Origin of the sequence: Chitinophaga silvisoli (genome assembly GCF_003412465.1) — a bacterium.
Taxonomy (GTDB): Bacteria; Bacteroidota; Bacteroidia; order Chitinophagales; family Chitinophagaceae; genus Chitinophaga; species Chitinophaga silvisoli.
Genome location: NZ_QTJV01000013.1, coordinates 146,931 through 168,226 on the forward strand (window position 1 = coordinate 146,931; position 21,296 = coordinate 168,226).

Here is a 21,296-nt window from a genome sequence, read left to right on the forward strand (position 1 = left end):
TTCATGACAGGCGGAATTCACCAACGGGGATGAAAACTATTCTCAGAAAAAAAGTCCTCCGTTTAAACCGGAGGACTTTTTTATAGTTAGGTTTACTTTTTATTAAATCAATGTTGCCAGTGCTTCTTTACTAAAGCCTTTCAGTTCGCCATTACGTTCTTCCTTAATCTTCACTACCCAGGCAGGATCTGCCAGTAATGGACGACCAACAGCTACCAGGTCGAAATCTCCGCGATCGAAACGACGCAGTAATTCATCCAGGGAACTTGGAGAAGAGCTTTCACCCTGGAAAGCCCCCATAAAATCACCGGAGAGGCCAATAGAGCCAACGGTGATGGTAGCTTTTCCTGTCAGTTTTTTAGCCCAACCTGCGAAGTTCAGGTCATCGCCTTCGAATTCAGGTTCCCAGAAACGGCGCTGAGAGCAATGGAAAATATCGACACCCGCATCAACCATTGGCGTGAGCCATGCTTCCATTTCGGCAGGAGTAGCCGCTAATTTATGATTGTATTCAGTTGGTTTGAACTGTGAAAGGCGGATGATGATTGGATAATCCTCTCCTACTGCTTTTCTCACTTCTTTGATTACCTCAGCGGCAAAGCGTGTACGCTCGCCGATGGTATTACCACCGTATTTGTCTGTACGCTTATTAGTAAGAGCGTAAAAGAACTGGTCAATCAGGTAGCCATGGGCACCATGGAGTTCGACGGTTTCAAAACCAAGACGTTTTGCATCGGCTGCTGCCTGGGCGAAAGCGCGGACAATATCGGCGATGTCTTCTTCAGTAAGTGCCTTACCATTGGTACCTTCTGGTGCTAAAATGCCAGAGGGCCCTTCAAAAGGCGCTGAAGGCAGCCAACCGGAAGGATGATTCGGCTGGATACCCTGGTGCCAGATTTGGGGTGCCATAGCGCCACCAGCGGCATGTACTGCATCGATGACATGTTTCCATCCATTGAGGGCTTCGGTACCGTAGAAATGTGGTACACCGGGATGTGCGTTTGAAGATGGGCGATCGATGACGGTGCCTTCAGAGAGGATGAGGCCTACCTGGCCTTCAGCTCTGCGTTTATAATATTCGGCTACGTTCGCGCCGGGAATACCGTTAGGGGAAAAGGCTCTGGTCATGGGAGCCATTACAATTCTATTCTTAATATTCAGCGATTTAAGTTGGAATGGCTGAAAGAGATTATTTGTGCTCATCTTTTGGATCATTTGTGATCACAAAGATATCGGTAATTTCCGATATTCAAATAAGAGGGAGAAAAAATAAAATTATTTTGCAATTAAAAATTATTGCATACATTTGCAACCCGCAACTGAAGGACGGTTGTGATTGCCCAGATGGCGGAACTGGTAGACGCGCTAGACTCAAAATCTTGTTTCGGCAACGGAGTGCAGGTTCGATTCCTGTTCTGGGCACAATAAATACAAAAGCCGCTCTAAGAGCGGCTTTTGCATTTATTGCCATTACCCATCATTCCATAAGTACCTCATATTCAATTCGAACTTGGTTCGATTAACCAAGGTGTTCCTTCATTTGTAGCATGTAAGAATAGAATTTCGGGGCTTTGTATTATAACAAGTCATTCGAAATCTACTTCAACATACAGCCAATCAAGTCCAGCAAAAGACAGAACATCCATAGACATACTCGCCTCCAGCTCAAGCAAATGCTTAAAATACTCATTTTTCTGCTGGTGATTTTCGACAAAGCTACCCCGTATTATAACATCTGTTTCAATTAGACCTTTCTTATTAATATGTTACAAAGTCTGGAGAAATGCAACAATATCTTATTAAGATAAATAAGGTGAGTTTAATATATAGTTATTAATTCGCGTTTTGACATTTGCAATAATTAAAACTATTACTTAGGGTCAGTTTTGGCATAATTATACACCAATAGCTATTATTAAATTATAAACCAATAGCTAATATTAAATCATATTACAACCTTAAAAAATGAAGCACATCAGAATACAGCACAATACATTAAAAGGAGGAATTGAAATTCAGTTTGATCTTGACTATGATGGGAAAAATCCAATTATTACCAATATAGCAATTCATAGTAGTTATAAACCTGACACTCCATTGCCTAAAAATCCAGAACTAGTTTACCATGAGAGCAAGTGGAGATTCAAGGATGCATATAAAAAATTGGGTGCAGATGGACTCATTAAAGAGACCGTTGAATACTCAAATGATGGACTTTCAAATGATCTGATAAATGAAATTTTTGAAAAAGTGAAAGAGGAAATTCCGTCTTTTCAAAAATAACCATTCGATAATGATACTAGACATTGTGTTGTCGAACTTAGGCTCTTCCAATTTTGGCAACTATCACCCATCCAATTACATCGCTATTGAGTCTAAAGAAATAGCGGAACTATAAATCTGCAACACATTATTTTTATTGCATTTGAAAGTGCACAAATAGTAGATCGAGATTACCACATTCTCCATTCTGTAGACCAACATTTAACTTGAGACTGATGATAACGGCAGTTATGATTAGTCTCAAGTTAAATCGATATGGTCCCAAAATTCCAATCTACAAGCATTAAGTCCTAATGACTGCAACTAAACATCCGTTATACAAAATGTTCTCAGTATTATTTTTAATAAAATGGAAAGTCAGCTTTATTCAATATCAAAAATATTTACAGAAAAAATTTACAGAATTCCTGACTATCAGCGAGGATATGCTTGGGGTATCAAGCAACTAAAAGAGTTTTGGACAGACTTAGTTCAACTTGAGGTAAACAATAATCATTACTTCGGTGTCCTAACGCTCGAAGCTGTAAGTTTCAATATTTATAATAAATGGGTGGATGATTATTGGATCGTTGACTCCAAAAGCTTTGAGCCATATTTTATTGTAGATGGACAACAGAGATTAACCACTACCATTATTTTACTTCAGGCAATAATAGAAACTGCGGATCATGAAAAAACCTTGAATTATGACACAATTAATGAGATAAAGAAAAAGTATATTTTTGACACGAAGGACAAAGGCCTTTCAAAATCATTTATTTTTGGATATGAAAAAGACAACCCAAGTTACGAATATTTGAAAACACAAATCTTCTTAGAAAATTCCGAATCCGCATATTTAGGAGAAGAAACAATTTATACAACGAATTTACTTCAAGCAAAAAATTACTTTCTAGAACAAATAAAAAGTTATGCTCATTCGGAGTTAGAGAACCTTTACAAAAAGATAACTCAAAATCTGTTATTTAATACTTACAGTATTAGTAGTGACCTAGATGTATTTATTACTTTCGAAACGATGAATAATAGAGGCAAACCTCTATCCAATCTGGAGCTTTTAAAAAATAGATTGATTTATTTGAGCACCAAATTAAATTGTGATGAGGATGATCGATCTTTCTTGCGTCGAAAGATCAACGATAGCTGGAAAGCAGTGTATCATTTTTTAGGAAAAAACAAAAATAGTCCCCTAGATGATGATCATTTTTTAAGATTTCATTACTTCTTTTATAATGTAAAGGAGGTATACAAAAAGGCTAAGGGAACTTCGAATAAAAGGTCTTTACATCTTGAAATATACAATCTTTCCGGAAACTATGCTCATAAGATATTTAACGAACTCTTTACAGTAAAAAGAACTTTTTCAGATGCTACGATTCCAATATCTAAAGAAGAAATTAATAAATACGTTTGTAGCTTAGCTTCAATATGCGGAATCTGGTTCAAAGTTCATAACCCAATCTTAAATACCTACTTTTCAATAGAAGAACAAGTTTTACTTGAAAAGATGAATCGCTTAGAAGATTTTCATGACATTGCTCCGATTTTAGTATTTATTTATTCAAAGAAAAAACTCAGAAAGTCCCTAAAATTGGAACTGTTGGAAACTATTGAAAGAGTAAGTTTTATTAAATCTCTGTTTTACAGTTATGATTCCGACATACTGCCTGATTTTGAATTGCTTGCAGCTGAGTTGTTTAGCAACGAAATTGGTCCAGAGGACCTGTTAAGTCAGCTGAAGATGGGCATAACTAACATCAACAAGGGTGATCTACTATTAAGCAAAACAACGAAATATTTTAATAATAGAGGATTTTACAATTGGGAGAATTTGAAATATTTTCTTTTCGAATATGAAGAAGCATTAAAATTTAAATCAAAAAATAAAACCAGAAAAATCTCATGGGACCAATTTCAAATTGAACTAGAGGACTATAATACGGTTGAACACATATTCCCCCAAAAGGCAACTGATTCTTATTGGAAGCAGTATTACTCTCAATTTGGCATCAGAGAGAAAAGGCAGCTCTGTGACTCTTTAGGCAACTTACTTCCCTTGTCAAAAGCAAAAAATTCCAGCTTACAAAACTACAGCTTTCCAATCAAGGTTGAAAGTAACAAGGAAATCGTCGGATATAGATTCGGGAGCTACAGTGAAATAGAAGTATCTAAGCTAGCAGATTGGACTGCGGTTCAAATTTTAGACAGAGGACTTAAACTATTAAAATTTATGGAAACCAGATGGGGCATAAATTTGGGTACTCCTGAGGATAAACGAAAAATACTAGGCATTGAGTTCTTAGGAGCAACTAATTAATACATAGATTCTATTAATTTACTAATAATCAACACCATTTGGTTCGAAGGCGCTCCGCTACCGGGCATATATAATACAAAACCTGCTCTAATAGCGGTTTTTGTGTCAGCTAAGCCACCGTGTACAATTGGAAAGCGAAGTATGTTGGTATGGAAGCTAATGAGTTGAAACGAATGAAGGAACTTGAGAAATAGAACAAGGAATGTGGGATAATTTCAATCCAGTATTTGGGAAAAGAAGTGGTTTATAATAGCAATGTAAAGACTATTTCAGGTCGCTATTTTTTATAGAACAATTCCTAATAATTCCTTGTTCTTACATTACAAGTATAAACCTCCCAAATATATGACTTCGAAAATTATTCTTTGCTTATTATTAGCTTTTATTCCAACAATTAGTTTGGCTCAGGCACCACTGACAATTAATGTTAATACCGGTCTGTATGAATCCTCCCAGGTTTTAGCGGCAGATTCCATTAAAGGAGATCTATTATATTCAAGAGCTCTTCAGTGGGTGGCTCTAAATTATAAGTCAGCAAATGATGTTATTCAATACAAGGATGCGGAAGTAAGGAAAATTATTATTAAAGGGAATTTCCCAATATTTATGTTTTTAAAGGATGGCTGGATACGGCATACATTAACCCTTGAATTTAAGGATGGACGATATAGATATATTTTTAGCAATTTTGTCTATTATTCATCGGGAACGGGTGACATGCCATTCGAAAACAAATTGATGAGTAAGAATAAATTATTGGCTGTAACAAACGAAAAGATAAGTAATTCAATTAATAGCATTGATGCATACTTAAAGAAAAAAAATCAGGAAGATAATTGGTAATAAATAAAATTTAATAAGAGAACGTTCCATTTATTACCTTTTTTAAGTGGAGCATAAGAGTAGCATTAGGTTTCCCGCGAAGACACAATTATTTTAGCATAAGTTTGATGATAATCGACTCGAGCTGGTTCGAAAACCTACCGGCAGTGGGCACTAAAGAAGTGAAACCTGCTCATTCGAGCGTGTTTCCAATTTTACCATAGTAGTATGGAGATTAGTTGTGCTCGTACGGCAATGCTGAAATCATTTCTGTTTTTTTTATTCCTAGTGCTAGTTCGATAGGAGCTAATTCTTTATTTAATGCAACCGTAAGCTTAGATAGATTCAAATTAGGAAGGAACTTGTGAACATACAAGCCTATTTGATAAATTTTGGGTTTCGTCCCTTTTTTGAAAAGAGTTTTGATTTTCTCCAGCCCTCCCTTTCTGGCAAGCTTCTTAGCAAGGGAGATGCGTAGATATTTACAAAGCCCCGCCAAGTCAACTAAAAACCAATCTTCGATCATGCGTTTCGCTTTTATTTCATGAAAGGTATCAATTCCAAGTTCAGCAACTGCCTTTCTAACGATTGTCCAATTAGTTGGTGGTTTAGGGACCAATTCAAATGCATCTGTATCATAACAGCAAAATATCTTTACAATGTCCGGAGAGTGTTTGGACAACGTAGACTTTAATTCAATTTCAACGCCATATCCCTTAAACTTGTTGACCTTACCCAGAACTTCTTTAAGATTTGGAAGGAATAGAATTGTTATAACTACAATTAGTACTTGCCAGGATAACTTCGGTAGTTGTTCAATAATTTTCAGTTGGCGTTGTTGCTTAAAAATAGTTTTGTTTCTGTCGGTTTCTTCGGGTTGAGTATGCGAATTAGACAACGCCTCTGTTTTTGAACCCAGATCTTCAACAGCCCTTGTCTTGCCGGCAGTTTCACTCTTACTTTGTTCGGTATTTGGTTCAACAGTGTTATCGTTGTCCATGTGTTGAATTGTTAGGTTTATTGAAAATGGTAGGCATTGCTTAAATATGCCGTTAAACACTCTTAGCCTAAAAAAACAATATTGATAATCACCCCAGGCCAATGCCTGGCATCTTTGTTATTCCTAAAGTATGAATAAAAGCAAGTATAGACAATACCAACTAGTTTGTATTTTTTATCTGTTACCGTTACGAAGATTAACAAATAGAATGCATCAAATAATAAACTGAGGTTGGAACTGCTACAAATGACATCATTACTTCAATTCGAATATTATCCGCAAGGGATAAAAATAAGGAACTGATACATTAAAGATAAATGCGTGGCTCCCAAAACACTGGCAGTCGATAAAACGAACCCATAATTGTTCTATTTTCAAGGACATAATTTTAATCATTTAAAGAGAAAAGTGATTTTGATTTAATTTTTCCTTAATTTAGAAATATCAAAGACACAACTATATAAACGAAAAAAAAGAACGGATTATAACAATAAATAATTTTAATTGAACCTTTGAATTGACTTTACCGGCTATAACAAGGTAGCCGAAGATTGGCCCCAGCAGTTGTTAGTGAAGAAGTAATATTTTCTACCCCAGGGTACCTTATCTATAATAACAATGTCAGATTAAACCTTAGTTCCATGAGCATTCATTCCACCTTATCCTAATTGTCAGATTATGCAGGCGTAAGCAATATCCAGCTTAGTCTGGCAGGTAGTTCCATGTTAATGAATTATAAAAATTGTTTTGTAAACGTTTAAATCTATAGCATTAATTGCATTTAACCCCTTCCTTATAACAGATAACAAGAATGGTGGTTGAATTATAACTCCATATACACATTCTATTATTCACAAAAATTAAAAATCATGGATGGTTTTATCGGCGAAATCAGAGCTTTCGCCCTCAACTACACGCCTTATGGCTGGGTGCCTTGTGATGGCACTACTTACACTATTCAGTCTCAACAGGTCTTATATGCAGTGATAGGCACCTATTATGGCGGTACGCCGGGTCAAAACTTTAAGGTACCGGACCTGCGGGGAATAACACTGCTGGGAAAGGATCCGGCAGTAAGCGGGTATAATGTGGTAGGTGCCACAGGAGGTGTTGACACGGTCACCCTTACTGGAAATACTATGGCTGCACACAATCACCAGCTGAAGGGTGTAACACGTACCGGTAACGGACAAACGTCGGGAGCACAGTCACAACCCGGCCCTACCGTTTATTTAACCAATGCTTATGCGCTTGGTACCAGTAAAGGTGTTATAGCCTATTCAAACACTGTTGACCTGAATGTGCCATTTGCGCCACAAACAATTAGCTATAACCGGCTTACCACAGCCGTTACGCCTCACTCAAATGTGTCTCCCTATCTTGCACTCAACTATTGCATTTGTGTGGAAGGTTATTTCCCGGTCAAAGTCAATTAAAAATCATTGTTTAAACTCACCTCAAAATCATTATTATGGACAATTACCTTGGCGAAATCCGCATCTTCCCCTACTCCAGAATTCCTTCGGGATGGCTGCCTTGTAACGGGCAGGAATTACAAGTAAGCGGTAATCAGGCATTGGCCGCATTACTGGGACAAACATATGGAGGAAATGGCTCTACTACTTTCAAATTACCAAACCTCAATGGTCGCACGATTGTTGGTTATGGAGCCAGTGCAAGAGGTGTGAATTTTCAATTGGGACAATTCGGCGGTACAGAAAAAGTAGCCCTTACTGATCCCACTACAATACCGCCACACACGCATACATTGTATGGCAGCAATGTATATAACATTGGAGGGCCTAACAACAATTACCTGGGAAATCCAAATGTACCTGCAAGCAGTACTCAAACTTCAAAAAACACAGCACAGGTCAACCTCTATGCGCCTCCAGCCTCCTCTACCGTAGATTTCCCGGATGTGATCACCAGTGCAGGAACCGCAGCCCCACATGAGAACAGGATGCCTTACCTGGTAACGAATTATTGTATCGCATCTGTAGGGATTTGGCCTTCGCACGATTAACAGCCTTTATTTAATGTTAAAAAACTGATCAAATGGATTGTTATATAGGAGAGATCCGCGCTTTTGCGGGCAATTATGCGCCTGAGAACTGGGCGTTATGTAATGGAGCTACCCTGCCCATTAATGGTAATGAAGCATTGTACTCCCTGTTGGGGGTAACATATGGCGGAAATGGTGTTACCAACTTCAATCTTCCCGACCTCCGTGTGAAATTACCTGTTGGTGCGGGCACCATCAGCACGCAGGGAGGCACGGGTAACTATGTGCTGGCGGCCGGCGGAGGTGCTACCACGGTAACACTTACTGAAGCTAACCTGCCACCACATACACACACTTTAACAGGAATTAACACTCCCGCTATCACCAGCTCGCCTGTCAATAATATGCTGGCAGCTTCAAACGGCAATAACAGCACAGTAACTCCACCTTACCCGGACGTAAACCTTTATACAACTTTGCCTTTGCCGGCAGGAGGCACAACAACACCGAATGCCACACTGGGAGTTAGTGCTATCAGCAATACCGGTGGTAGCCAGGCACACCAGAACATGATGCCTTACCTCGTCGTGAACTTCATTATTGCGACTCAAGGCTTATATCCTCCGCAGGATTAACACAGAAAATGTATAGCCATTGTTTCTGACAGTGACAAGTTCATACCACCGACATACACACTTGCGGGACAGGGTCAGCAAGTGTGTATTTTTCTGGCTCCTCCCTGGATAGCAGTAAATTCAGCATTATTATACCAACAGCCCTGCAATGAAAAAAGGCCTGTAAGTCTAACTTACAAGCCTTTATAAGATTATGGGCACTTGCTATTCACTCAATAGCAGCGCTTATCGACTAGCCCGGAATGAATATTATAACTTGCACCGCTGTTGGCGTAAATAAAATTTTAAGAAATCAGCTTATTCAACACCGGGATGGCACTTTTTAGCAGGGCGATTTCTTTTGCAGACAATTTCTCCGGGATCAGCTTTTTAAGATATTCGTCTTTACTATCTCTTAAATTCTCCACCAGCTCTTTGCCACTATTCGTCAAAGAAACATGTACTTTTCGTTTATCATCTTCGGCCGGTATCCTTTTGATTATCCCGTCAGCTTCCATTTTTTTGAGGATCTGCGACATGGAGGGGGTGCTAATCCGCGTGATAGTGGCCAGGTCTGTTGGGAGTGTTTTCCCGGTTTTGTAAATATGAAAAAGTGTCTCCATCTCCGTCATGGAATAAGAACTGGCTTCCGCCATTTCCTTTCGCAAAGCTTTATGAAAAGCAGAGTTGAACAATCTTAATTGTACGCTTAATTCGTCCAGATGCATGGGTACCAACTTAAAATTTATCTTACAGCACGTTATTTCAGTCTTCACTATCCGATCGCGAAGATAAGATTTTTGCCGGCCGCCCCAATTTATGCGGGACGATAAATGTCATCGAGCACCTGTACGGCCGCGTCATCCAGTACGACGGTCGTAGTCGCCATATTTTCTTCCAGGTGTTCGATACTGGCGGTACCGGGTATGAGTAAGGTGTTAGGGGAATGTTGGAGTAACCAGGCCAGTCCTACCTGTGACGGCGTTATCTGCAGTCGCTTCGCAATATCAATCACGGCCTGCTCCGTCGTTACTTTGGGCCAGTTCAGCGCTGCACCACCCAGGGGGAAAAATGGCACCCAGGCAATATTATGGGCGAGGCAAAAAGTGAGCATATCTTCAAACTCGCGGCTTACCAGGCTGTAGGCATTTTGTACGCAGGCAATACCAGCAGGCAGCGCATGCTTCAAAACATCGAGATTTACACCACTCAGGCCGATTGCGCCGATCTTACCAGCAGTACGTAAGGCAATCAGTTCTGCTAGCTGGTCGTCGATATTTACCAGTTGATCTGCTTCCGGGATCACCCCGGGCCCTGCGTCTAACCGGCGGAGGTTTACAAGCGGCAGATGTGCCACCGCCAGGCTTTCGAGATTTGCTTCCACTGTGGCACGTATCTGCTCGGGGCGCTGTGCCAATGTGAGAGGGTGTGGGCCTTGCGGATTGGGATTGGCACCTACTTTGGTCGCCACCACTATTCCATCAACATGTTTAATTACCTGGGCAATCACCCGATTGGCAAAACGGTTACCATAAAATTCTGCCGTATCGATATGGTTCACGCCCAATTCTATGGCGCGTTCCAGCACCGCCCTGGCCTTTTCCGGCGCATCCACCCAGCTCCTCAATTGCATGGCACCGTAACCTATACGGGCTACCGGCATTCCGGCCAAGGGGTAAAGTCCACCGGGTGTTTGCTGTTTTGCCGGCTTGTTTTGTGCTGATCTGTCCATGATTTCCTTCTTATTTATTAGTCTAACTAATTAGTTTACCTAACAAATATAGTAAAATATGACATACGCCTGTTTAAATTCTTCAGCAGTAAATTCATCGTCCAATTTCATAGAGCATTTCGTATTCTTTGGTAATACTTGTCTATTTCAGTCTGTATCTCTTCTATTAGTGTACTATTTTATTGATCACCTTTCCGGTCATGATTGGTACAGGTTTCAATGTACTGGTAAATAATAAAATAGCTAGTCTATTTTCCTGTAGAAGGGAACTATTGGTTACCATTTCTGTACTTAAGAATGAATACAAATGATATTCCCGCTCGGGACCTGTCAGTGGTTCGTTGATTTCATTTGCAGGTTTCAACGCTGAAGACCCTGTTGCAATAACCTGTATATCTTACAAGTAATCTACAAGAACCTTTAAGGTGAGGCTCATATTATTAACCCATTGGGCATCCCCTATCAGCACTTTTTCAATGCTCTCAATATGTTGAACCAGCATTTGCCAGCATTGGTCTGATATCCGGCCCATCACAATTTAGATAAAGCACTTTTTTCCTGTTTATCCCATAATTGTCTGGAGGAAAGTGTTGGGAAAAAGCTCTTTTTAGACCTATACCAGCCCTAGCGTCCGCATACAGGACAGCCAAACCATACATTCCTACCCAAATCCCGAACAAAATTCTTTCTGCTTCAGAAGATGTTTGAGGTTTTAATGAATAAGGATTAAATGCATATTTTACCCTGAATGGAATACTTATGGAAATGAAAAAGCTTGGTTCCGGTTCATTTGGTAACAAATGTGGAGCAATGGCATGACGCAAACTTTCCACCTTTGCAGTATCGATAAAACACTTCAAAGATGAAAAGTTACCTATTATTGACCATTGCCATCTTTTACGGAATAGCACTACATGCACAGGATAGTCTGAAATGCAGTTTCTGGCATCCTGATCCACCGCATTACAAGGCTAAACAAGCCATTGATGCAGAATCGCTCTTCCCGATGTTTTTTACAGGTGGATACCACGCCGCCGTAGGATTCCGCTACGATAAATTCCGCGTAAGAGTAAGCGTTATCAATGGTGGCCACTATAATGCAGAACCTGCCGGACTGAAAAACCAAAAGGATGATTTCAAACGATTCTACAAAACATCTCCAGGTATCTTCCTGGGATATAATATCTGGAAGAACCTGGAACTCTATACATTTCTGGAAATGCACACTTTTGCCATTGAACAAAAGTCTACCGGCATTCGCCAGGATATACGGAGCAATGACTTTGGCGGAGGTATCAGCTACCAGTTTTTCTTTGGTAAATACATATACCTGCAACCTGGTCTGCACCTTTATTTGCGGGGCGATAAAACCCGCGATTTCAATGGCGTACAATACACAATACCTAATGCAGATGTTGCGCCGGTCATCCGTATAGGCTTCAGGTTATGGGAAAAACAATAAGATGAATGATGTTATGGGTTATATTTTATTAGCTTGTGGCACGAAAGGACATGAGAACTATAGGTCAATCTGCTCCGGCAATGAAACAGCTATTTTATTATGCCTCATTAGCAGGTAGCTCACATAACTCCCGGCCAGACCAATGGATAGTGTACAATATTTAAGTATTTGTTTTTGTAAATTTGCCCCACAATTCATATGTATTTGTGGAATGACAGATAAACAAGATCTAAAACAACAGGTTGAAAGCCTTTTACCCTTGAGCGATAAAGAGTGGCAGACATTTGCCGCACGGCTAAACTACAGGGAAATCAAAAAAGGAGATTACGTTTTATACCAGGACCAGGTTTGTGATTTCGTGGCATTTGTCCAATCGGGAGCTTTTGTTTATTTCCGCTCTTTGGAAAATGGCACGGAGTATACCACCGATTTCGGTTTCAACGGTGAATGGATTGGAGATATGTATAGCCGGCTAAATGGCATCCCTTCCTTTCTCAACATTAAGGCTTTGGAAGATTCGGCGATTCATATTTTATATCAAAAGGACCTGGATGAATTACTTATTGCTATCCCAGCATTGGAAAAGCTGCTCAGGATCCTGGTTGAAAGAGCTTTTTTGAAGATCGTCCGGCAAAGCCTGCACTTTCAGATAGTCGATGCCAAAGAACGTTACCTGAAATTGGTGGAAGAATCGCCGGAAATTTTGCAAAGAGTCCCCTTGTACCATATTGCCAACTATCTGGGTATCGCTCCCAAATCGCTGAGTAGGATCAGGAAAAATACGGTTCAGGGAAGACAGCCCTGATGAAACAGGATATAAGGGTTTAACAAAATAGATCTGATGAACTTACCTGGTAGAGAGGACTATGTAAAAGCGACATTTCAGAATTAGGCTTTTACAATTACATCATCTTCAGACCAGGATTATTGTTACAAAAAGATACAGATAGAGCAGGAGAACGAATAAGCGCCGCTTTGGAATCGCTAATAAATTGGTTGGGAATATTTAAAAAAAATAAAGCCAATGCCTACCCCTATACTTGCAGAAAAGCTATCGAAAGCACCGAAGTTTTTTCACAGAGAAAACAAGTAATAGGACTGGATAATATTAATGATCAGTAATGAGCGTTACAATGCCTTGAACGATGGAGACGATAAGACATAGCAACATATATTTTTATTAAAATAGACCTGATACCTAAAAAGAATCAGGTCTATTTTGATAAAATTAATGCTTATAAACAATCAGGTAGGCATAATTGATTACAGCACTATACCCATCTACAGGTGATTTATATCTAATAGCCAGGTTAACATTCTTCTCAGGTAGTGAACTGTAAAAATTCCCTGATTCCACTAAAGCCGGAGTGGCCGTTAACAGACTTCCAACAGCACTGCCAGAAATAATGGTATTATCCGTAACATTATAAACTTCAATAGTCGCATTTATAGCAACCGGGTCTGAAGAGTAACCTTTATTCAATGAAGCATAAACAGTGATAGAATCTACATTGCTATAATCAAGCTTATTAAATTGGGGGATAGCCCCAAAGATGGTTCCACTTGCACTATTCGAAACAGTTCCACCAGAAATCCCAAAAGATAAAATCGTTTTTTTATCACTGTTTGCGTCCGAGCCATTACAGATGTACTCCCGGTTCTGCACTTCATTGGAATCCAGCGTGCCGTTAAAATTGATATCATTTCCATTTAAGATAACATATCCTCCATTTGGGCAACTCTCATTTGCTTTTACCGACTGTATGTCGATCAGACTTTTATTGTATTGATAATATTGCTTCTTGCAGGAAATTCCAAATACTGCCAGGGTAATGGCCAGGTAAAGAGTGATTTTCACGTGATTAATATTTAATGGGCTGCAAGATAAAAAGATTATATGTAAAAACTCTTTTTCATCGATCCAACTGTTTAGTCATCGAAAAAAACAGGTTTCTCAGCTCCCCATATCCAATACTTTAAATGCCTGTTGCTTAAAGAGCTTTCCAATCGGCATAAGCCCTCCTGCCATTTGAATTTCTTCCGCTGTGAATGATTCGATTTTATCAACAGCCATTATGTAGCACCGGTGTACTCAAAAGACAGGACCAACAATCTCCTAATATTTTCTCTCTTCTTCAATTTCCTCTTTTATTCGCTGCCTTATATCAATTTTAGCACCCGTAAAAAGGAAAATTGTCGTTCCATATTCTCTTGAATTCGGATTAGAGATAGAATCAGCTACCACCCCGGTACGAAAATAGGCACCTGTCTGTTGCAATCCATCATCCCTGTCATAATATTCTTTCACCCTGATCAGGTTTTCATACCGCTCATTCAGTACAAACCAATTGATATAATCAGCATTAAATGAAACAGCCTGTATACCTTTTTCAGAATAGTAATTGATGGCACCTGCCTGTCCATAATTATCACAAAGCACCAGGGTCTTACTCCGGGTGGGAAGCTGCCCATAGATACTATCCACTTTGTGAGCCAATTCCTTCCATCCAAGCATATCTGCAAAGTCCTGCGGCAAAGCATGGTCTTTACCATCTTCCCAGCGAAGACGTCCTAATCTTTTATATTGCTGTTGGTGCTTCAGGATGTATTCAGGACCATTATTGGGAAAAGCAACCTTGTACATTGGGAAGAAGACAAGCAAGGGAATTATAATTACCAAAGGACGTAAATACCTTTTCCAGTCCCCTGACAATGCTCTTGAAAGAAATACAGCACCAAAAGCCATATAAACCGGATATACCCCCATAGCATAATAATCTTTTGCCTTAAAGTAGATAAAAATAGATAAGGTGAAGATGAATGTCCAGAAAAAGAGCCTGTATTTTTGAAATGGCTTGTATAATACCAAAGCTCCTAATCCGGATAAAACGACAAGAGCTGCACCAAAAAAGAATAGCAACTGCGATTTTAAAAATCCCACCCTGCTTACATTCACCAATTGGTAACGCGATAATTCTTTCATGTGGCGAACAACCGGAAAACCATTGTTGTATTGCCAAAGCAGATTCGGAAGAATCAGTACCAATGCAAGTAAAGCGGCCAGATAAAATCCTTTACTGGTAAATACCTTTCGTTGAGGTGATAATATAAGTGCCGGAAGAAGCCCCAGGAGCAGGAATATAATGTTGTATTTATTCAGGAATCCTATGGCGAAAATAATGGCGGCAAGCAACAGCCATTTCTCCTCTTCTGAATTTATATACTTTAGGATGCAGTAGTAAAAGGCCGTCCAGCTCAGCACGTCTAGTGAATTAGGCTGATATAGGGTATTTAAAACCAATATAGCTGAAAACAATACACAGGTCGCTCCTGTAATTAAGGCGAACAGGTCTCCGTTTAATTCTTCAATGGCTTTCCATACTATTACAATAGTCAAGGCTCCGAATAACGCGGGAAAGAACTTAATCCAGAAGATTGAATTACCCAGTAGCATGATCAGAAAAGAAATCCAGGAAGTCACAGGAGGTACTGATAAATAGCCCCATGCCAGGTGATGTGCCTGATCAAGATGTAAATATTCATCCCGTTGTAAATCGTATTCAGGGCTTATCAGAATATATTGTAAGAAGAATTTAAATATTATGAATCCTATTAAAACTATTGTTCTTTTTCTCATAAGCAATTCATTAAGAATAGTTTGTAATGAAACAGCATTTATTACAATTGTCCCGCTCTCCCGAAATTCCAGTCTTCTCTGGACTCAAATATAGGAGGACATCAAAGGTTAATTATAACATAAAATATGATGATTCTCTATAGAAATTGATATCCCTTACCACAAAATACAAACTGGAACTCATACCATAAATGGGTGTTTGTAATAACTGCCGGAGCATTTAAATTGGCCACATTCTTAATACCCTGTTCCGGATCATCCACCAGAATGACCGCTTAGCTTATGTGACAAATGTCACATCCAGAAAGTGTTATTTGACATCGTCTCCATGGCTCGTCTCACTGTACTTTTGTTCTGGAAATGAGAAAATCCTCCTTTGCCAAAACTTTTAAATTGATTTTATGAACTTGCGAAACAGCGAAATTGATCCTATTTTTTACCAGGATGCGAGTAGTTTGGCAGCAATGATCCGTCGTAAAGACATATCACCTGTTGAAGTTGTAAAAGCCCACCAGGATCGCATCGAAGAGCTAAATCCGGCAATTAATGCAATTGTTACGGTTGCCGATACTGCTTTGGAAGAGGCAAAAAAAGCAGAAGCTGCAGTATTAAGAGGCGGAGACTTAGGACCTTTCCATGGGGTACCTTTTACTGTTAAAGATTCAATTGATACTGCCAATATTTTAACACAGCGTGGTTCGCCAATTTTCAGAGGACGTATTCCCAGTATTGATGCAACGAGTGTTGCCCGTATGAAGCAGGCGGGTGCTATTTTGCTCGCAAAGACTAACCTCCCTGAATTTTCATATTGGATAGAAAGTGATAACCTGCTGAGTGGAAGATCAAACAATCCCTGGGATCTGTCACGCACACCGGGTGGTTCCAGTGGCGGGGAATCGGCCGCAATTGCAGCGGGCATGTCACCCATTGGACTTGGAACCGACCTTGCTATCTCTGTTCGTGGCCCTGCTGCACAAACAGGCATTGTATCGCTTAAAGCTACACATGGCCGTGTACCAATGACCGGCATTTGGCCTCGCGTTCCTCGCCGGTTTTGGCATGTGGGTCCAATGGCTCGCAGTATTCGTGACCTTAGCTTGGCTTTCAATGTGCTGTCTGGTGCGGATGGCCTTGATGCATTTTCCTCCATCAGTTCTGCAATGATACCTGAAGCAAGCAATAAATCCAATCGTAAATTACGTGTAGGATGGATGGTCGGACCAGGATTCGGTCCGGTAGATCCTGAAGTTGCTGCCATAGTTGAAGCAGCTGCTGATGCACTTAAAAGTTTAGGGATGGTTGTAGAGGCTGTGAGTATTCCTGCACTGGAACTTGATTTTGCTTTGGATGTATTCAATCGTTTACATGTCATGGAGATGAAGGAAGCATTTCGGGAAGCGACTACAGGTCGAAGTCAGGAAGAAATCTATAAGATGGCGAAAACAATGCTTTCAATACCAGATACATCGATGAAGGATTTTATTGATGCAGAGCAAGCTGCCGAAAGATTAAGAGATGGCTTCGCCGGGTATTTTCAAAAGTACGATGTATTGCTTACCCATGTACTGCCACTGCCCGCCCAAAAGCATGGCATTGAAGAATTCCTGATAAATGGCCAGAAAGTAGATGCAACTTATTTGCAGGGAGCGACCGTTCCTCTCAATATTACAGGCTTACCGGGAATTGCCATGCGCTTTGGTACAAGTAGTGAAGGGCTTCCGATAGCTGTGCAAATTGTGGGTAGCTGGCATGATGAATTGACTATTCTTCACGTGGCATCGTTGTTGGAAAGCGTTAGTCCGGTAGTCGGTTTACACCCCAACCTTTAATACTTTAACCAGAAAATCATAAAATTAAAATTAAAAGCAGAACAGATCTGCTTTTAATTTTTCCTATATACTGGTCAAATATTTGCATACTCTCTTCTGATACGACTTAAAGTCTCTCTGGATATTCCCAGGTAAGATGCGACCATATGTAAGGGAACTTTGTTGAATACATTCGGATAAGTCTTCTGAAACTCAAAATACCGCTCCGCAGCACTGTTACTGATCAGGGAAAAAATTCTTCTTTGGCTAGCTATATAGGCCCGTTCCAGCAATTGATCATTAAAAAGTTTCATAGCAGGACTGAGCTTCAGGATTTCATCCCAGGCATTTTTGGGCCAGACAATAATTGTACCTGAAGACAGGGCCTCTATATTATACTCTGAAGGCTTTTGGAATATATAGCTTTCCATATCAGTGATCCACCAATTTTCTATTGCGAATCTTGCCGTGTGCTCAATGCCTGCTTTATCTGTTCTATAAAGTCGGAAACAGCCCGATGTTATAAAACAATTGAGTGCCCAAATCTCCCCTTCATGTAATAAGGATTGCCCTTTTCGTACCTTTTTCTCCGTACAACTTTCCCTTACTATTGCAAGGTCTGCTACAGGTATGACATTCGTTTGCCGGATATATTTTTCAAAAATCTCAAACATAAAGTACTAGCTAATCTTAATTATATAAAATTAAGGCATTAGCAGGAAGTATACGTTGACAATACAACATATTGTTTCTTTGGCATACTTGTTTCCGGACGAGAACTCCAACCAATCCCTATTCAAAAAAAGGCATTCCCGCCATCGCATACTTCCTCATCCCCTCCTCATTTATCTCTACCCCTATACCATCCTTTTCTGAAACCCTGATAAACCCATTATCCACCCATTCGCCATCATAAGACACAATCTCCTTAAACATCGGCTGTGTATGAAAATAACTCTGCCATTCCAATATCATAAAATTAGGTACAGCCGCACACACATGTGCTGAAGCCATCGCTCCCAAAAAAGAAGCTACCATATGCGGTGCAAACGGCACATAATAAAGATTAGCCAGGTTAGCTATCCGCTGGCCCTCCCCTAGCCCACCACATTTTTGCAGGTCAGGCATTACGATATCTACCGCTCCTGTCTCAAGCATTCTCCTGAACCCGTAAGCCAGGTATTGGTTTTCCCCAACGCAAATAGGCGTACTGGTGGAATCAGCTATTAATTTATAAGCTTCTACATTTTCAGCCGGTACTGGTTCTTCCAGCCACATCAGGTTCAGGGGTTCCAGTCGTTTGGCAATGTTACGGGCCGTAACCGCATCATAACGACCATGCATATCAGCACAGATATCAATGTCCGGGCCTACTGCCTCACGGGCAGCTGCCAGTTGATCATACATACGTTGCAGCTCAGCCGGGCTGGCTGTCCAGTTATACAGATCATACTTATTGGGATCATTTACCTGGTCAAGATCAAACTTGATCGCATTGAACCCCATTTTCCTGGCCTTACGTGCTGCTTCTGCAAAATCATCAGGTGTAGGCAAATTACGTTGATACAGCGCAGTATCACAATATACGCGTACCTTATCACGAAACTTACCACCCAGCAACTGATAAACAGGAAGGTGCAGGGCTTTGCCTGCAAGGTCCCACAAAGCTGTTTCTATGGCCGACAATACTGCAACATACATCCCTGATTGAGCACCCTGAAAAAAGCCTGATTTACGGATGTCCTCAAACAAGCGATGCACATTCAGCGGACTTTTCCCTACTATGCGTTCACCAAAATTCTTTACCAGGTAATAAGTACCGGCTATTGCATCCACTCCTTCTCCACAACCCCAGATATCCTGGTTAGTGTAAATCTTTACAAACAAACTACCTTTAATATAACCGCATTTTACTTTTGTGATCTTCAGATCAGAAGGTGAAGACGCTTTAGGTGTGCGGTCAATTTTGGTTTCATAAACCTGGCCGAAAACAGACAGAGGTGCCAGCGCAGCGGTAACAGCGGTCTGGGTCAAAAACGACCTTCTTGAGTGATGGGTTTTCATTTACAGGGGTTTTATTGGATGAGCATATTTTTGCTGCAGGTTGCCGATGGCTTCAAATTCATCAAACAATTTGGCACTCAACCTTTCAAATATGCAGAAGTAATCAGCATAGATAGTATGATGCTGTTCATTCGGTTTGAAAACATTGGGCATCTCAGCTACTGCCGCTACATTATCCAGTGATGTATAAATTCCCATTTCCGTAGCACTTAACAAATAGGCACCAAAGCTCACACTGTGAAATGGTTGCCTTACCTGCACCGGCTTACTGAATATATCAGCAATCAGCTGACTGCAAAACGGGATTGTACCAAAACTACCATTTACCGCAAGACTGTTGATGGTTTGTCGCTCGCTCAGCATTTTACCGATGCTGTAGATTTCATACAAAATACCTTCTATCGTAGCCCTTATAAAATGCCTGCGTTCATGTTTAATGTTAAGCCCGAAATAAGCCCCACGGGCATTCGCGTTCCAGATCGGTGCACGTTCTCCCAGAAGATAAGGCAGGAACAACAATCCATCTGATCCCCTTGGCACATTGGCCGCTTCGTCCATCAGTTGCTCTATACTGCTCTCCATATCAAACGGATTAGTAAATTCTCCGAATTGCCGGGTGAACCATTCAAAAATATTTCCGCCATTATTCGTAGGTCCTCCTGATACATAACAATTATCCGTAAGGAGGTAATTGAAGAACCGCATTTGTTCATCTTTCAATATATTTGGTCCCATTACCCTTACAGCCCCACTGTCTTCAATTGTTATGCTGGCTTTCTCCTCTCCTTTTTTGATGCCGTCACCTAAAGTAGCCATGCAACCATCACTGGAACCAATCAGGATCTTCGTGTCTGCTGACAAACGTAATGATTGCTGATACGCATTTTTCAATTTACCTGCTTTTGTAAACACAGGCACCAACTCAGCTAATTGATTTGCAGTAATACCTGCGTATTGTAATGCATCATCTTCCCAGTGTACGGTATGAATATTCAATAAACCTGTGGCAGAAGCGATGCTGTAATCTATCATATACTCTCCGGTAAGCTGTTGAATAACGTAACTTTTGATGGACAGGAACTTGCTGGTGAGCCTGAACCGATCTGCATCACGATTCCTGATCCATGCTATTTTCACCAACGGCGACATGGGATGTATAGGCGTACCTGTTAACTCATAGAGCTTTTTACCCAGCTGCGAATCACGTAGTTCCTGCGCTTCCCTTTTAGCCCGGTTATCGGCCCAGGTAATAGCATTGCCGATTGGATTCCCATTTTTATCGACAGCCAGTACACTGTGCATGGATGCACAGAAACATATACTGGCCACTTTGTATTTTTTTGGATGTATATATTCGTTCAGAATATTCTTTAGTACATATAAAGTTGTAATAAAGATCTGCTCAGGATCCTGCTCACTGTGATCAGGCTCGGTATGAAATGTAGGATAGTGCCCCTTCATAGAGCCAATGATGCAGCCATGGAGATCATAGGCAAATACCCGTACCCCATTTGTTCCTAACTCAATTGTTATGATGCATTCCATATTACCG

Annotated in this window: 19 protein-coding genes and 1 tRNA gene; 10 read left to right on the top strand and 10 right to left on the bottom strand. The window is 40.4% G+C overall.

The annotated features are described in order from the left end of the window. Positions 1-102 precede the first annotated feature (102 nt). Entirely contained in the window at positions 103-1,203 is a 1,101-nt protein-coding gene (locus DXN04_RS28170; RefSeq protein WP_116856754.1) for an NADH:flavin oxidoreductase, read from the bottom strand. 135 nt (positions 1,204-1,338) lie between these two features. Between DXN04_RS28170 and DXN04_RS28175 the strand changes: the two genes are divergently transcribed. The 4 genes from DXN04_RS28175 (at position 1,339) to DXN04_RS28190 (ending at position 5,443) form a co-directional block, all read left to right on the top strand. Continuing rightward, positions 1,339-1,422, top strand: a tRNA-Leu gene (locus tag DXN04_RS28175). 543 nt (positions 1,423-1,965) lie between these two features. After that, the gene (locus DXN04_RS28180) at positions 1,966-2,283 is read left to right on the top strand and encodes a hypothetical protein (RefSeq protein ID WP_116856755.1); all 318 of its coding nucleotides are present in this window, start codon (positions 1,966-1,968) and stop codon (positions 2,281-2,283) included. 349 nt (positions 2,284-2,632) lie between these two features. Further along, a complete protein-coding gene (locus DXN04_RS28185; protein WP_116856756.1) occupies positions 2,633-4,600 on the top strand; it encodes a DUF262 domain-containing protein in 1,968 nt (655 codons plus the stop codon). A gap of 345 nt (positions 4,601-4,945) precedes the next feature. Then, positions 4,946-5,443 (top strand): DUF4468 domain-containing protein, encoded by a 498-nt coding sequence (locus tag DXN04_RS28190; RefSeq protein ID WP_116856757.1) that lies wholly within the window; start codon positions 4,946-4,948, stop codon positions 5,441-5,443. Between the two features lie 214 nt (positions 5,444-5,657). On the opposite strand, the gene DXN04_RS28195 is transcribed toward DXN04_RS28190, so the two are convergent. Continuing rightward, positions 5,658-6,422: a hypothetical protein gene (locus tag DXN04_RS28195; protein WP_116856758.1), complete on the bottom strand. Its 765-nt coding sequence runs from the start codon at positions 6,420-6,422 to the stop codon at positions 5,658-5,660. An 869-nt stretch (positions 6,423-7,291) separates the two neighbouring features. Here DXN04_RS28195 and DXN04_RS28200 point away from each other — a divergent pair. Genes DXN04_RS28200 through DXN04_RS28210 form a run of 3 tightly spaced genes read left to right on the top strand, consistent with a single transcriptional unit; the run spans position 7,292 to position 9,062 of the window. Then, positions 7,292-7,858: a phage tail protein gene (locus DXN04_RS28200; RefSeq protein WP_116856759.1), complete on the top strand. Its 567-nt coding sequence runs from the start codon at positions 7,292-7,294 to the stop codon at positions 7,856-7,858. Positions 7,859-7,893: 35 nt separating this feature from the next. Then, positions 7,894-8,448, top strand: coding sequence for a phage tail protein (locus tag DXN04_RS28205; protein ID WP_116856760.1), 555 nt, complete (start codon positions 7,894-7,896; stop codon positions 8,446-8,448). A 32-nt stretch (positions 8,449-8,480) separates the two neighbouring features. After that, on the top strand, positions 8,481-9,062 hold the full coding sequence (locus DXN04_RS28210) for a phage tail protein (RefSeq protein WP_116856761.1): 582 nt from the start codon (positions 8,481-8,483) through the stop codon (positions 9,060-9,062). A 284-nt stretch (positions 9,063-9,346) separates the two neighbouring features. Here the strand turns inward: DXN04_RS28210 and DXN04_RS28215 are convergent, their stop codons facing one another. The 3 genes from DXN04_RS28215 to DXN04_RS28230 form a co-directional block, all read right to left on the bottom strand. Beyond that, positions 9,347-9,769 carry a MarR family winged helix-turn-helix transcriptional regulator gene (locus tag DXN04_RS28215; protein ID WP_116856762.1) on the bottom strand — a complete coding sequence of 141 codons (423 nt, stop codon included), beginning with the start codon at positions 9,767-9,769 and terminating at the stop codon, positions 9,347-9,349. 89 nt (positions 9,770-9,858) lie between these two features. Beyond that, positions 9,859-10,773 carry an aldo/keto reductase gene (locus DXN04_RS28220; protein WP_116856763.1) on the bottom strand — a complete coding sequence of 305 codons (915 nt, stop codon included), beginning with the start codon at positions 10,771-10,773 and terminating at the stop codon, positions 9,859-9,861. A gap of 482 nt (positions 10,774-11,255) precedes the next feature. Beyond that, positions 11,256-11,633, bottom strand: coding sequence for a hypothetical protein (locus tag DXN04_RS28230; RefSeq protein WP_116856765.1), 378 nt, complete (start codon positions 11,631-11,633; stop codon positions 11,256-11,258). 2 nt (positions 11,634-11,635) lie between these two features. Here DXN04_RS28230 and DXN04_RS28235 point away from each other — a divergent pair, with 2 nt between their 5' ends. Both DXN04_RS28235 and DXN04_RS28240 read left to right on the top strand, forming a co-directional pair. Continuing rightward, entirely contained in the window at positions 11,636-12,235 is a 600-nt protein-coding gene (locus DXN04_RS28235) for a hypothetical protein (RefSeq protein WP_116856766.1), read from the top strand. 211 nt (positions 12,236-12,446) lie between these two features. Further along, positions 12,447-13,040: a Crp/Fnr family transcriptional regulator gene (locus DXN04_RS28240; protein ID WP_116856767.1), complete on the top strand. Its 594-nt coding sequence runs from the start codon at positions 12,447-12,449 to the stop codon at positions 13,038-13,040. A 423-nt stretch (positions 13,041-13,463) separates the two neighbouring features. Here DXN04_RS28240 and DXN04_RS28250 read toward each other — a convergent pair whose 3' ends face one another. After that, positions 13,464-14,093 carry a DUF7151 family protein gene (locus DXN04_RS28250; protein ID WP_116856769.1) on the bottom strand — a complete coding sequence of 210 codons (630 nt, stop codon included), beginning with the start codon at positions 14,091-14,093 and terminating at the stop codon, positions 13,464-13,466. 258 nt (positions 14,094-14,351) lie between these two features. Next, a complete protein-coding gene (locus DXN04_RS28255; protein ID WP_116856770.1) occupies positions 14,352-15,872 on the bottom strand; it encodes a glycosyltransferase family 39 protein in 1,521 nt (506 codons plus the stop codon). Positions 15,873-16,273: 401 nt separating this feature from the next. Here DXN04_RS28255 and DXN04_RS28260 point away from each other — a divergent pair, with 401 nt between their 5' ends. Next, positions 16,274-17,701, top strand: coding sequence for an amidase (locus tag DXN04_RS28260; RefSeq protein ID WP_116856771.1), 1,428 nt, complete (start codon positions 16,274-16,276; stop codon positions 17,699-17,701). Positions 17,702-17,775: 74 nt separating this feature from the next. On the opposite strand, the gene DXN04_RS28265 is transcribed toward DXN04_RS28260, so the two are convergent. From DXN04_RS28265 to DXN04_RS28275, 3 genes are all read right to left on the bottom strand, one after another. After that, complete coding sequence (locus DXN04_RS28265) at positions 17,776-18,354, bottom strand: Crp/Fnr family transcriptional regulator (RefSeq protein ID WP_116856772.1); 579 nt, start codon at positions 18,352-18,354, stop codon at positions 17,776-17,778. A gap of 118 nt (positions 18,355-18,472) precedes the next feature. Next, on the bottom strand, positions 18,473-19,744 hold the full coding sequence (locus tag DXN04_RS28270) for a mandelate racemase/muconate lactonizing enzyme family protein (protein WP_116856773.1): 1,272 nt from the start codon (positions 19,742-19,744) through the stop codon (positions 18,473-18,475). Further along, a complete protein-coding gene (locus DXN04_RS28275) occupies positions 19,745-21,289 on the bottom strand; it encodes a gluconokinase (protein ID WP_116856774.1) in 1,545 nt (514 codons plus the stop codon). It abuts the gene before it with no gap. Between the last annotated feature and the right edge of the window lie 7 nt (positions 21,290-21,296).

What these genes read in the sequence shown, in the direction of transcription:
- DXN04_RS28185 (WP_116856756.1), top strand. Translation starts at nt 2,633, where the DNA reads ATGGAAAGTCAGCTTTATTCAATATCAAAAATATTTACAGAAAAAATT.
- DXN04_RS28220 (WP_116856763.1), bottom strand. Translation starts at nt 10,773, where the DNA reads ATGGACAGATCAGCACAAAACAAGCCGGCAAAACAGCAAACACCCGGT.
- DXN04_RS28260 (WP_116856771.1), top strand. Translation starts at nt 16,274, where the DNA reads ATGAACTTGCGAAACAGCGAAATTGATCCTATTTTTTACCAGGATGCG.
- DXN04_RS28200 (WP_116856759.1), top strand. Translation starts at nt 7,292, where the DNA reads ATGGATGGTTTTATCGGCGAAATCAGAGCTTTCGCCCTCAACTACACG.
- DXN04_RS28195 (WP_116856758.1), bottom strand. Translation starts at nt 6,422, where the DNA reads ATGGACAACGATAACACTGTTGAACCAAATACCGAACAAAGTAAGAGT.
- DXN04_RS28235 (WP_116856766.1), top strand. Translation starts at nt 11,636, where the DNA reads ATGAAAAGTTACCTATTATTGACCATTGCCATCTTTTACGGAATAGCA.
- DXN04_RS28215 (WP_116856762.1), bottom strand. Translation starts at nt 9,769, where the DNA reads ATGCATCTGGACGAATTAAGCGTACAATTAAGATTGTTCAACTCTGCT.
- DXN04_RS28205 (WP_116856760.1), top strand. Translation starts at nt 7,894, where the DNA reads ATGGACAATTACCTTGGCGAAATCCGCATCTTCCCCTACTCCAGAATT.
- DXN04_RS28240 (WP_116856767.1), top strand. Translation starts at nt 12,447, where the DNA reads ATGACAGATAAACAAGATCTAAAACAACAGGTTGAAAGCCTTTTACCC.
- DXN04_RS28190 (WP_116856757.1), top strand. Translation starts at nt 4,946, where the DNA reads ATGACTTCGAAAATTATTCTTTGCTTATTATTAGCTTTTATTCCAACA.
- DXN04_RS28265 (WP_116856772.1), bottom strand. Translation starts at nt 18,354, where the DNA reads ATGTTTGAGATTTTTGAAAAATATATCCGGCAAACGAATGTCATACCT.
- DXN04_RS28275 (WP_116856774.1), bottom strand. Translation starts at nt 21,289, where the DNA reads ATGGAATGCATCATAACAATTGAGTTAGGAACAAATGGGGTACGGGTA.
- DXN04_RS28180 (WP_116856755.1), top strand. Translation starts at nt 1,966, where the DNA reads ATGAAGCACATCAGAATACAGCACAATACATTAAAAGGAGGAATTGAA.
- DXN04_RS28170 (WP_116856754.1), bottom strand. Translation starts at nt 1,203, where the DNA reads ATGAGCACAAATAATCTCTTTCAGCCATTCCAACTTAAATCGCTGAAT.
- DXN04_RS28255 (WP_116856770.1), bottom strand. Translation starts at nt 15,872, where the DNA reads ATGAGAAAAAGAACAATAGTTTTAATAGGATTCATAATATTTAAATTC.
- DXN04_RS28270 (WP_116856773.1), bottom strand. Translation starts at nt 19,744, where the DNA reads ATGAAAACCCATCACTCAAGAAGGTCGTTTTTGACCCAGACCGCTGTT.
- DXN04_RS28210 (WP_116856761.1), top strand. Translation starts at nt 8,481, where the DNA reads ATGGATTGTTATATAGGAGAGATCCGCGCTTTTGCGGGCAATTATGCG.